The sequence below is a fragment of the Aliivibrio friggae genome, from assembly GCF_057368515.1.
Genome location: NZ_CM170649.1, coordinates 273,669 through 286,024 on the forward strand (window position 1 = coordinate 273,669; position 12,356 = coordinate 286,024).

Annotated in this window: 8 protein-coding genes; 4 read left to right on the forward strand and 4 right to left on the reverse strand. The window is 34.7% G+C overall.

The features are described 5' to 3' along the window. Window positions 1–92: 92 nt before the first annotated feature. Both AC2INI_RS14755 and AC2INI_RS14760 read right to left on the reverse strand, forming a co-directional pair. Window positions 93–1,688, reverse strand: a complete 1,596-nt coding sequence (locus tag AC2INI_RS14755; RefSeq protein WP_486306240.1) for an EAL domain-containing protein — start codon at window positions 1,686–1,688, stop codon at window positions 93–95. A 49-nt stretch (window positions 1,689–1,737) separates the two neighbouring features. Next, window positions 1,738–2,619, reverse strand: coding sequence for a sigma-70 family RNA polymerase sigma factor (locus tag AC2INI_RS14760; protein WP_122032208.1), 882 nt, complete (start codon window positions 2,617–2,619; stop codon window positions 1,738–1,740). A 1,006-nt stretch (window positions 2,620–3,625) separates the two neighbouring features. Between AC2INI_RS14760 and AC2INI_RS14765 the strand changes: the two genes are divergently transcribed. Together AC2INI_RS14765 and AC2INI_RS14770 are read left to right on the forward strand one after the other, a co-directional pair. Continuing rightward, window positions 3,626–6,313: an ATP-binding protein gene (locus AC2INI_RS14765; protein ID WP_486306241.1), complete on the forward strand. Its 2,688-nt coding sequence runs from the start codon at window positions 3,626–3,628 to the stop codon at window positions 6,311–6,313. Window positions 6,314–6,322: 9 nt separating this feature from the next. Next, entirely contained in the window at window positions 6,323–8,074 is a 1,752-nt protein-coding gene (locus AC2INI_RS14770; RefSeq protein ID WP_486306242.1) for a response regulator, read from the forward strand. A gap of 81 nt (window positions 8,075–8,155) precedes the next feature. Here AC2INI_RS14770 and AC2INI_RS14775 read toward each other — a convergent pair whose 3' ends face one another. Continuing rightward, the gene (locus AC2INI_RS14775) at window positions 8,156–8,626 is read right to left on the reverse strand and encodes a hypothetical protein (protein WP_486306243.1); all 471 of its coding nucleotides are present in this window, start codon (window positions 8,624–8,626) and stop codon (window positions 8,156–8,158) included. Window positions 8,627–8,641: 15 nt separating this feature from the next. Further along, entirely contained in the window at window positions 8,642–10,753 is a 2,112-nt protein-coding gene (locus AC2INI_RS14780) for an LruC domain-containing protein (RefSeq protein WP_486306244.1), read from the reverse strand. 415 nt (window positions 10,754–11,168) lie between these two features. Here AC2INI_RS14780 and AC2INI_RS14785 point away from each other — a divergent pair, with 415 nt between their 5' ends. Together AC2INI_RS14785 and AC2INI_RS14790 are read left to right on the forward strand one after the other, a co-directional pair. Continuing rightward, entirely contained in the window at window positions 11,169–11,486 is a 318-nt protein-coding gene (locus AC2INI_RS14785) for an STAS domain-containing protein (protein ID WP_130044817.1), read from the forward strand. A gap of 35 nt (window positions 11,487–11,521) precedes the next feature. Further along, the gene (locus AC2INI_RS14790) at window positions 11,522–12,355 is read left to right on the forward strand and encodes an OmpA family protein (protein ID WP_486306245.1); all 834 of its coding nucleotides are present in this window, start codon (window positions 11,522–11,524) and stop codon (window positions 12,353–12,355) included. Window position 12,356 lies beyond the last annotated feature (1 nt).

The window sequence follows — 12,356 nt, forward strand, 5'->3', positions numbered from 1 at the left end:
CATCACAAAATTTGGGATAACGAAATTTCAGCAAAAAAAATCTGGCTCTGCAATGACTAAAAGCATTGTAGAGCCAGATATTAGAACGGTAATTAAGCAATAACGGCTAATTTTTTAATTTCTATCTCTCTAAGAGACCAATGAAGAATCTCGGTAAACTCTTTAGGCTTACTAATGCAATAACCTTGGATATAATCGCATCCAAGTTCTTTCAACTCATCAAATAAATCAAAATCTTCCACTCCTTCGGCAACAACATTGCACCCTAAGCTATGTGCCAAATAAATAGTTGAAGCGACAATTGCATAATCACTATTACCAATAGCCATATTACGAATAAATGATTGGTCGATCTTAATCTGATTAAATGACAATACTCTAAGTAACGATAGTGATGAGTAACCCGTTCCAAAGTCATCAATACTGATATAAAAGCCCAACTCAGAAAACTTAGATAACATGAGATAAGCAGCATCTACATCAACCATTAGCGCACTTTCCGTAACTTCTAGAATTAGATCTGATGGCTCTAACTTTTTGCTACTTACTAACCCAAACAATTGATTGTAAAGATCATTATCATGAAGATCGAGGGTTGATATATTGACATGGACTTGAGGATATATATTTTCCCTTTTGAAAGCTGCAATATCATAAGAAACTTGTTTGATAACCCAATGAGTTATCCCTTTGATATAATTATTCGCTTCAGCAATAGCAATAAACTTGTCTGGAGGGATCATACTCCCATCGCTTTGAGGCCAACGAATAAGCGCTTCGTACCCATGAACCGTTTTATCGATACTGTTTACGATAGGTTGGTAATAAAGCTCGAATTCATCATGTGAAACAGCATTAATTAATTTACTTAAAATGAAGACTTCTTCATGAATTAAATCAGAGTAAGTACTTCTATAAAAATCAATGATTAACCCTAGTTTTTTTGCCTTATAACATGCAATATCAACCTGCTTTATAAATTCCTCACTACTATCCATATCAGCTGACGATATAGCACAACCAATCACGGGTTGCAGTAGTATATTTTGATTTTTCATTAAAATAGGAGGCGTTAATAGCTCATTAACAATATTGGCAAGTTGTTCTATTTCTTCTTTATCTGTTGAATAACCAATAATAGTAATTTCATTTGCATCATAAAATATATCTAAATGTTTATTATTTAAAGTTTTTTTAAGAACAAGAACGGCATAAGACATAGTTTTATTAAATATCTTTTCTGATGAGATCTCTATCAGTTTTCTATGATTTATAATTTTAACTTTCATTACATTAAACGGAATACCAAGATTAATCTTACTTGATATGATTTCTCTATACGCTGTAACAGTCGAACTCAACTCAAACCGCTCTTCTCCCCCTCTCTCTGTTGGTAAAGAAACATAAGTAAGCAATCGTGTTACTGTATAAAAAACAAGGAGTAGCATCTGAGCTGAGATTGTAACAACAATTAATGCAAGCGTATCTGATTCATAAACAAAGTTATGTTGTATAAAATAAGCTTCAACATATAAAAATCCTACAATGTAAACAACTACAATTATTGATAAATATTTTTTAATTGATTTAATCTTTAGCTCACCTATTTTGTAAATAAAATATAGGGAGCAAGACAATGATAAAACATTAAAAACAGTCAATATATTGAATAATAAATTCATATCCATACAAACCACCTAAATCGCACTAATATAACCCAAGATAAACTCAGACTTTTCACCCAAGAGCGATCTCTAGATTTAATTGATTTGTTGTAAATATAGTATTTAACTTTATCAATGTTTCAGACTGTATCTGCCTTACCCTTTCTTTTGACAATTTCAAATCTAAGCCTAACTCTTCTAGAGTTTTTATATCGCAACCAAACAAACCATAACGATTAATTATGATATCTTTTTCCCTACCGTGGAGCGTATCTAGCCATAACGATAAATTGTCTTCAAGATTATTCTTAGATAAGCATTCATCCGGATTATTTTCATTCTCATTTGAGCATAAATCAATATGAAGGGGTGAACTATCTTCAATTAATGCAGAGCGGCAAGTCGATACGCCAGGAACTAACCCCATGATCTTATTTACTTTGATCATATCTTTTTCGCAATAATTAGAAATTTCACTAATCGAAGGTTCTTTTTTAAGTGATTTTGTTAACTCACGAGCGGCTCTAAGGTACGTATTTAGTTCTTTTGTGATATGTACAGGAAGACGCACTGTTCTTGAATGATTAAATAGCGCACTTTCAATAGATTCTTTAATCCACCAAACAGCATAAGTTGAAAATCGATAACCTAGTTCTGGATCGAATTTATCAACAGCCTTCATTAGCCCCAAGTTCCCTTCTTCAATAATATCTAAAGGTGATAGGTCTCTTTGATTACGATTTCTATATTTATTGGCAACTTTAACAACAAGGCGTAGATTTGATTCAATTAATTTATTTCTTGAATCCATACAACCTGAGTTATATAACCGACTATAAATTAACTCTTCTGTTGCTGTAAGTAATTGATACCTATTTATTTCTTTCAAATATATAGCGTAATTATCTAAAGTATCATTATTTATTGATTTTGTTTCTTTCTTTGAGCTGACCATAATACATCCTTGCACCTAGCGAACTAATTATTTTCATCCTTCTGTATATTCAGAAGGTACAATTAACTATGGCTCAGATGCAGGCAACACACAATTCGATAAGTAATAAGCTAACATGTCAAATAGCGTATCTGTGGATTAGATCACAAGTTTTTAACATGATTTATCATTATTAAGACGCCATTATATTGACACGTATAATAAAGATGAATAATGACAATGATAACAATATTTTAAAATTAACAATAAAGTAAGTAATGATGAATCATCATCTCCAAGGTTCTCGGTAAACTACCCTGAATTAAATATTGAGTTACCTTTCAGTTTCATTAATTGCCACTCTGTATTAATTGATATTTTTGATGTTACGTCATATATCAGCCAGAGGTAATACTGTAGTTTTCCTTCCAGTCGTAGCTTTCTGAATAGACGATTATAAGGTGTAAATAAATCAAATATATAAGAAATAATCGCGTACCAACTACTTTGAACGTCACTTGATTGAGCTTCTGCCATAAATTGGGACAACGGCGTATACCCAATACCATGAAGATGTTGTTGTAACCAATCAACTAATGCTGATATATCAGAAGAATCAATACCCAGAAAAAGTCAAACTAGTCCAATATCCGTTCACTTGAGACAAGATTTGTCCTGATAAAGCATCATAGAATTCTTTTTCTCTATCGCGTTATCAGGCCAATCTGAAAGCTGAATTTTTTTCTTTTCTAACGACTTTATCTTTCCTCGATAAATCATTCTGGCCTTACTTTTACTAAATGTCCCATAAACATCATGCATTGAAAAATAACGAATGCTGCCGTACTTCCAGTTGAATATGCTGAAGGAGCATAGAAAAAACACATTAAAATCAACAAATAAAATAAATAATCCGACTTGTTTTTTTAAAAAAAATCACGTAAATCGCTACCTTTTTAGGTTTAATATCCTATGCTCATCAATATAGGTCAATGTGGATGACTTTTTCCAACAAGGATTGTGTTTTATGGCATTAATGAATCAATTTTCAGTAAAATCAAGACTACTAACTTTAGTTATCCTTCCTCTAATTATCTTGTGTGCTCTTTCTGTAAAAGAGATAAAAACACAATTACTGAATTTAAATACTCTCAATTCACTAAACGAACGTTTACTCTTAAATGAAACAATTTCTAGCTATGTTACTGCTATGCATAACCTTCGTTTAAATGCTTTGTATTCCAATAATAATAACGTTGAAAAATCATCTTCAACAATCACTCTTAACCTTTTACTTTCACAAATTGATCAAGAAAATAAGACAGCTCTCTATGATGCGGTTAATGAGCTTAGCAAAGTTAACGCTGAAATAAATAATTATAGCTCTATTGATATTGAAGAGTGGTCTAATTGGATTTCAGATGTATTAAATAGAGTCTATTTACTCGAAAATAAACAAGCCCTATTAACTCCATCAGAAATAATAAATAAAAAACAACAGGTTATTCTACAGTTACAATGGTTAATTTTTTGGGCAACGAAAGAGAACTGGTATATTAATCTCGATCTAAATACACCTGATACTCAATATCATGACCAACTTAACTCTCTCTTTTATCGTCAAGAGCTATATATTGAGCAATTTATTGCCATGAATGCTAATGCTGAAAATATTGAATTATTATTGAAAACATTCAGTAATGATAGCTTTGCTTTAAGTATGAAATTTCGTAATGATGTGATAAGAGATAAAGCAAAAGGCTACACTATTAATGAACTAAGCTCTGGTACACAAGCATTGAATCATCGCCTTTTACTCATTCAGTCGGTTACTCATAGAATAACAGCAGATCTTAAACAGGATCTTACCAATCAACTAAAACACATACATATTACGATTTTAATTTTCATTAGCCTTCTTATTTTATCGCTTATTGTTATCTCCTACCTTGGCGTTTCTCTATCTAAACGTATCACTACTCACTTGAAAAATATAACTAAAACAATGGCGAAAATAGAGAGAGAACATGATTACACGATTCAAATGAAAGTCGATGGCAACGATGAATTATCTGTTTTTTCACAACACCTCAATACCTTGGTGCTTGAAAGGGCTCAGAATGAAGAAAAAATCATCTTCGCCAAAAATGAAGCTGAACTAGCCAACCTTGCAAAAAGCTCTTTTTTAGCGAATATGTCTCATGAGATCAGAACTCCACTTAATGGTATCATTGGTATGTCAGGGATCCTCTCTGAAACCAAGCTATCCCCCATCCAGCATGATTACTTGAATACTATTGAGACCTCATCTCAGGCATTATTAATTCTAATTAATGATATTTTAGATATATCAAAAATTGAAGCTGGTAATTTAACTTTGCATCAACATGAAACAAACTTAAGAGAAGTTATCTTTGATACGGTCTCTATAGGTATATCTAAAGCAACAGAAAAGAATCTTGAACTTGATATTCAGCTTTCTCCTAATTTCCCAGACCATTTAATTCTTGATAATCATAGAATTAAACAAATTTTAATGAACTTAACATCTAATGCCATTAAATTTACTCACAAAGGAAGCGTGACTATCACCGCTGACTTTATTCCGACTGACGGGGTTAATGGCTACATCAATATTGCAGTTTTAGATACTGGTATTGGTATAGAAAAAAGCGAGCAAGAAAAAATATTTGAACCATTTACGCAAGAAGACAGTTCAATTACTCGTCAATATGGTGGAACGGGGCTAGGCTTAGCAATTTCACGTCAGCTAATTAATCTGATGGATAGTGAATTAATAGTAACGTCAGAAAAAGGGCAGGGAAGTACCTTTTCATTCTCAATTAAAACATCCATAGCCTCAGAAAAGCGCCTACCATTAAATGAATTAAAACATACGTCAATTATTTTATTTGGTAATGACTGTAACTTTGAAGAGAAAGTCGCGAATGAATGTAATTATTACAATCTACCCAAAGTCATACGAGCCAATACCTCAGAGGACATTGTTCTATTTGAGGGTGAAGAAGCCATCTTACTCTTCTGCGTTGATGAACGCATGGATATGAGCTGTAAAAATAGCCTAGCAATACTTCGTCAGCAACATCACAATTTACCGATTGTACTTATACAAAAACATAAAAATAGAGCGACAAATTACGAATCTATCATCGATGGTTTAATTACCTATCCTTTACTTGGCTACCGCTTTACTAAAACATTAATTAACTCGTTGGTTTTCCACACTGAAAACTCAAACCATCAGAGTCTGAGTTTTATAGACAACATGGTTAACGTTCCTCTAAACAATAAAGAAAATAAACTTTCCTACCAAAATCAAACAAAAGAACATATTCTGATCGTTGAAGATAATCTAGTAAATCAAAAAGTTGCCTCGTTATTTTTAACCAGCTCAGGTTATACCTTCGACATTGCAAGCAATGGACAAGAAGCCGTTGATAAATTTACAGAAAGTGAATCGTATAGTTTAATTTTAATGGATTGTATGATGCCAATCAAAGATGGATTTTCGGCCACAAAAGAAATAAGAGAAGTAGAACAAAAACAAAAAAGAGAAAAGACTCCTATCATTGCACTAACTGCCAGTGTACTCGATCAAGATATTTCTAAATGCTATGAATCAGGTATGGATGATTACGTAGCAAAACCATTTAAGAAAGAAGTCTTACTAGAAAAAATAATGAAGATGAAATAGGTTATGATAATGACTGTATTAAACAAAAATAAACTGAACACAAAACAATTTAATATATTAATTGTGGACGACTGTCAGGTATCCTCTTTGTATCTATCAAAGCTTTTATCTCAGTTAGGTTTTAACTCTATTGATCGTGTCAATTCTTATCAACAGGCTGTTAAATTTTGTTCTAAGAAGCACTATTCCTTGTTATTCATTGACTACCATTTAGAACAAATCCTCAATGGTTCTGAGCTCTATGATTTACTAAAAGAAAAAGGGTTTATTCAAGCTTATACACGAGTGATTACTGTTTCTGGCGATCATACGACTCAAACCGTGTTAGGTACCCTCTCGAAAGGAAATGGGGATTATCTTTGTAAACCCATCAGTAAATCGATTCTTAGTCATAAACTCAATGCCGCATGGGATGACTACCAAATGTTTAAAACTTTACATTCATTTGATCGTGACCTAGATTTATCTGCGCAAAAAGAAGAAGCAATTAAGTATGCAAAAATTAAAAATATCAATGAATTAGACCTGTTTTTATTTGATTTATTTCTTCCTAATGAAAAAGAGGATCTCTTAAAACTTTGTCTAAAGCCTGAATTTATTCATCGTCGTAACTACATTTTAACCCGGTTACGACTTGAGTATGAATTGGACTTAGCTCCCATAACGAAAATCATCAACAGCACAGAAAAGCTATGCCTACAATATCCACTATTTGTAGACGCTTTCGATTTACTCGTTGAACTACAAATAAAGCTACGTCACTTTGAAGGTGCTCTTTTATCTGCTAACTCAGCTTTAGTTCTAACGCCAAGTATTTCAAATCGCGCTTTATCTGTCTTAAAACTTGCTTTAACTTGTAATAACAAAAATTACTTTATTAAAGCTTCTCACCTACTGGCTAACCATCTACCAATAGCTGACCATAATTGGTGTGTGTACATAGTAGAGTGCTTTGCTTATTACGATGAATATATCCAAAACTGTCAATCTGAATACGATAGAAAGCAATTAATTCTTGAACAAAAGAACTTTGTAAGACGTTCGGAATATCGCTTAACCACAATACAAAAAAAACAATTATCAGTACTTTTTAGTTTAAGCGAATGTAAACGACTAATTAAAGAGAACAATATAATAAAAGCAAAACGGATGATGCTAAAAGCAGTTAACCCTTACGTTGATGATTTGCATCAACTAAATTCCATAATCTTAGTAGAATTACTTTATTTACTCTCATTTTATGGTGAGCTTTGGCTACTAGAAAAAGTTAATGCGGTGATAAAAACAAAACACCAATTTAATGACTACTGCCTAGATGCTTTACAGATTCTAAAATGCGATCAAGAATTAAATGCATCATTAAAGATGCTCTCTAATATTCTCACTGATGGTAATAACATTCAAAATAATAATGTAACAGCCGAAGCCTTAGAGCAACTAAAACATAGATATCAAAATATCTTACCTCAATACCCATACTCATCAGAGCTATGTATCAGTTTACTTGAATGCTATGCCTCCCTCAGTATAGATAATCCAGCGATAATCAGTTCCATGATGGCATTGGTCAGCAATATGCCGTTATCTGAAAAATTAATGCACCGAAGAGAAGCTGTATTTAAAATCTTACACGCTCATGAAGGGTATATAGAAGAGAGAGGAACTACTGATTTGAAATTAAATGTTAACAATTTATATATAGAAAAAGACACCGAACTTCTTAGTTTATCACGTAAACCTACTTTCATGTTATTGCCTTAACGTTCGTTCTCAAGTGAAAGTACCGTCAATAAAAAAGCCGCTTTCAAGAATATGAAAACGGCTTAACTTTTGTATCTATACTCAATCCCATACTAGTGGGTTACTATCAATAACCAACTCTTTCTGTAAGGGTAGACTTCCATCGTATGACCATATTTCTGCAACAATAGTTGATTGACTTTCTGCAAGCGAGAATTCAATGGTTAATGCCCCATTTACCATCGCAGCATCAATGACTTTACTATCATAATCAACAATATACTTTCCATCATCCCCTTCTGTATAAGCAGAATACACAGATAAATGTGTCCTTTCTGGTAAAGAACCACTTAAGTTAATCTCAAGTGTGTGAGCGGTAACTGGGTTAAATGTAAACCCATCAGGAGCAACCAAATCCTGTGTTTTAACTGGTTCTGGTTGTGGCACCGTCGCTGGTGATGCTCCACCTCCTCCTCCAGTACTACCAGAACTGCCAGAACTGCCAGAGCCACCACTGTCACTACATGCCATTAAGAACAGTGACGCTATTATTACTAGTATTTTATTTTTCATTGTGACGTCCTCTTCTTAGTAATATTTATTATCAACAGCATTGCTATTATCGTACCAATCGGTATTACTGATACCGCCAGAAGTCGTGTAATCAGCAAAGTCAGGGTAAGCCGTCATTAAATCAACACGCTCTCTTGGCCATTGCCATTCATCGTAAATCAATAACGCCCATGGCATATTATTTATCGTTTTAAAATAACGATCGCTGCTTGGATCACTTGTATCTTGAGCTAAAGTAAAGAAGTTAGTATCAAAGGATTCTGTTGGTGCTTGATCAGCTAGATGCACCTCATAGCTTCGTCCTGGTGCTTGAGCAAAACTAGGTCCATGATAATAACCTGGAGTAGCAAACAAGAATGGGTCATAAGGCATTGCTGGCATACTTGCTGTTGCTATAGGAGCAGTAAAGCTAAAGTGAAGCTCAAACTCTAATCCTACATTTTCACGACAATCATTCTGAGTTCTAAAGAAAGCACACTCATAGCTAGAAACATCGATGGCGTCATTAATAAGGATGAAACTGGCCTCACTCATATCTGACTCTTGAGGAGCACTCCCTTGTAATACTGTATTGTGGTAAAGCTGTGTTTTCGTAGAATCAATTAACTCGTCATTAATTCCAGATAAACGAACGGCAAAACCACTATGATAACTTGCACCTACAGCGACTAATTGACCTGAAATAGTCACTTTAGCGACTAAACCATCCTTTAGTACTTCTGTAATTCGATATCTCAATACTAAATCATTCATGTCGTAGTCTGCGGTTTCTGGCCAATTATCTTCATACGCAAGGGTTACGTAACCACTGGCTGATGGGAAATGACGTTGAGTAGTATTTGCAGCCACAACTGTTGCCACATGATCTTCCACCTCACCCGAGGTTGAACCACCATAATAAGCTAACCCCGTTTGTTGACTAAAACGGAATCGAGACCACGTATCTCCTACCGTTGCACCAAATGGTACCGTAATCACTAGTGAGTTAAGCCCAGCCACTAATGATTTGTCTGTGATAACTTGTTCGCCCTCATCAGAAAAATCACCATCATCATTCCAATCAAACCAAGCAGATAAATAACCAGAAGTCGATGCGGTAACCGCAATAACAGAATCTAACCCCGGCTCTAGTGCCGTAACAAAACCCACACCATCCTCATCATCAGTGGTTATTGAATCATCAGAATCAGGAGACTGTGCGGCAAGATAATCACCATCGACACTACTGCCTAACCAAGTCATCTCATCCATTTCATGACGAGCCCCATTAGAATTTAAAGTCGTTCCATAGCTATCCGGTGCATCACCAAAATCAATGGTTGCTGGCTCATCAGTATCAATTAAGGGAGCATTAGCACAACGAGCACCATCGTTTTGACTTGAAAATGGACCATCAGCAAACTTGACCGCAGGAACCACTCCAGAGTCAATAATTGCTTGGGTCGATAAATCAACTCGATAAACCTGTCCATCTTGATTGCGAGATAAATACAGATAACCATCAACATCAAAATACATTGCCCCAAAAGTACCGGTTTCTCCAGTGTCACCAATATAAGTAGAAACCCCAGTATTGATATCAAACTCATATAACCAGCCAGACCCATTATCTACCCCATAAAGGTGATCATTATCAGGATGGAAAGCAAAGTCAGTTAAGCTAACACTGGTGGTTGAAGTAATAAGCTCTGCCGTTAATGCAGCTGATACATTTGAATCTAATGGTGACAAGTCTATTTTATAAAACCCTGTACCTTTTCTATAGATATAATAATAATGTTCATAAACATCACCAATATAAAATGTGGTGCTTGCAGGAAGGCCACTGACAGACAATGTGGTTGCTTGAAAGTTTTCCCCCAATCGAACGACATTATAGTTAGTGGTATCAAATCCGTATATATAACGATCTTCTTCGTCAAAGCCAACACCATTAATATTGGCATTCAATCCAGTATCACTTTGCAAAACACTGTATGAACCAGTCACTAAATTCACACCATAAACTGCTACTGGGTTACCTTGAAATAAATAAGCCTTACTTGGACAAGTATCAAATGGATCAGCCAACAACTTAGAGCTGAATAATAAAGAGACTAAAAATAGTATTCTAATAAATTGAGACATATCATCTTCCTTTTGTTATTTTTCTCTATCTATTAGCTAATACAAAAGACATGCCAATCTTAAGCTGTTGATTTTAAGGCGCTTTATGTTTCATCTTTATTAAATTCTGAAAATGAAATTCATTTTGAATATCAAAATAAATATTAAGCCCCTTTATTTAAGGAACGTTCTTCCTTCTAAACTTTTTATTTACCCTTCTATTTATTCCATATTAGTTTATTCCCTTACTGTTCTTTATTCATTAGTAACTTCTCATTCTGCAAACTGCATTGCAATTTGAGAATCCACTTTGCCATCGCGATTTAAAAACACAAAATAAAGCATAACCAATTGAATATATTAATAAAAAAAAGTGGCACAGTTACTGCTCTATTCATAATACAGACACAAAAGGACATTTCCTTAGGAGCTTATTATGGAACTACATCAATTTGAATCAAATACAGAAACTCTTATTTTAGCTATTCAAGGTGATATGGATGCGATTGGCTGCCGAGATATCCAACCTACGATTGACGAAGTGCTTCAACAAGAGCACCACCAAGTAGAAATCGATCTCGCACAAGTCGCCTTCCTTGATTCATCAGGCATAGGGGCGATTGTCTATCTCTACAAGCGTCTGATTGAAAAAGAACGCACTATGCAAATTCAAAATGCGCACGGACAACCTTTGGAATTGCTAAAACTATTACGTATTGAAAATGCCATTCCAGTAAATAGTACAACCCACTAATATTAAAAATGAACCGTTGGACAGGGAGCATCATCATGAATAAACGACACTTATTCGGCCTTAGCTTAGGACTACTTGCACTGTCTGGTTGCACTTCATTTGCAGAGCCTGGAAAAGGTGGCGAAGCAGAAAACTATCCACAAGCGGCATTTTCTCCAGTAATGCCAGATCAGCCTCTAGGCCCAGAGCACGGCTTACGGTTTGATTGGGAACTAGCCGCTCGTCATCTTGATATTCTCATATTAGAAAAAGCGGAATGGTGTTTTCCAGCGACCGTTCATCAAGCCAAACAAAATGAAGCTCGAATAGCTCGTGAATTAGAAGGAGGTTTACAACTGGATGCCGCGAATGATTTAGTCATTCAACGGAACCTATTAAAGCGTTTAGAACGACAGTTAGATTACGTAAAACGCCAAGAAACGTGCACACCACCCTCAGATTCCAACAATGGGAATTCAGATATTGCATTAGCACAAACTATTTATAACTTACTAAATAGAGACAACCAGTTTGCATTTAACTCCGCGGAATTAAATCCTAAATACATAGTGAATTTATCAGAGGCCTCACAACTTCTTAATAAACATCAAGACTTCAAATTATTAGTCACAGGCCATGCTGACGCCATGGGTGAAGAAGATTTCAACCAAGATCTCGCTCTTAATAGAGCCAAACAGGTAAAACGTTACTTAAGTATTTTTGGTCTATCTTCTGATCGCATACATGTCGATTCTGTTGGCTCAAATGATCCATATCTAGCGGGCACAGAGCCTCACGTTAGACTAACCAACCGCCGAGTTACCATTGAATTACTACAATTAGATCAACCGTTAATGCTAGAAAACAACCACTCTAATGGAGGGAATTAAA

Excerpts from the sequence above, each read along its gene's own strand:
- AC2INI_RS14755 (WP_486306240.1), bottom strand. The coding sequence starts at position 1,688 with ATGGATATGAATTTATTATTCAATATATTGACTGTTTTTAATGTTTTA.
- AC2INI_RS14760 (WP_122032208.1), bottom strand. The coding sequence starts at position 2,619 with ATGGTCAGCTCAAAGAAAGAAACAAAATCAATAAATAATGATACTTTA.
- AC2INI_RS14765 (WP_486306241.1), top strand. The coding sequence starts at position 3,626 with ATGGCATTAATGAATCAATTTTCAGTAAAATCAAGACTACTAACTTTA.
- AC2INI_RS14770 (WP_486306242.1), top strand. The coding sequence starts at position 6,323 with ATGACTGTATTAAACAAAAATAAACTGAACACAAAACAATTTAATATA.
- AC2INI_RS14775 (WP_486306243.1), bottom strand. The coding sequence starts at position 8,626 with ATGAAAAATAAAATACTAGTAATAATAGCGTCACTGTTCTTAATGGCA.
- AC2INI_RS14780 (WP_486306244.1), bottom strand. The coding sequence starts at position 10,753 with ATGTCTCAATTTATTAGAATACTATTTTTAGTCTCTTTATTATTCAGC.
- AC2INI_RS14785 (WP_130044817.1), top strand. The coding sequence starts at position 11,169 with ATGGAACTACATCAATTTGAATCAAATACAGAAACTCTTATTTTAGCT.
- AC2INI_RS14790 (WP_486306245.1), top strand. The coding sequence starts at position 11,522 with ATGAATAAACGACACTTATTCGGCCTTAGCTTAGGACTACTTGCACTG.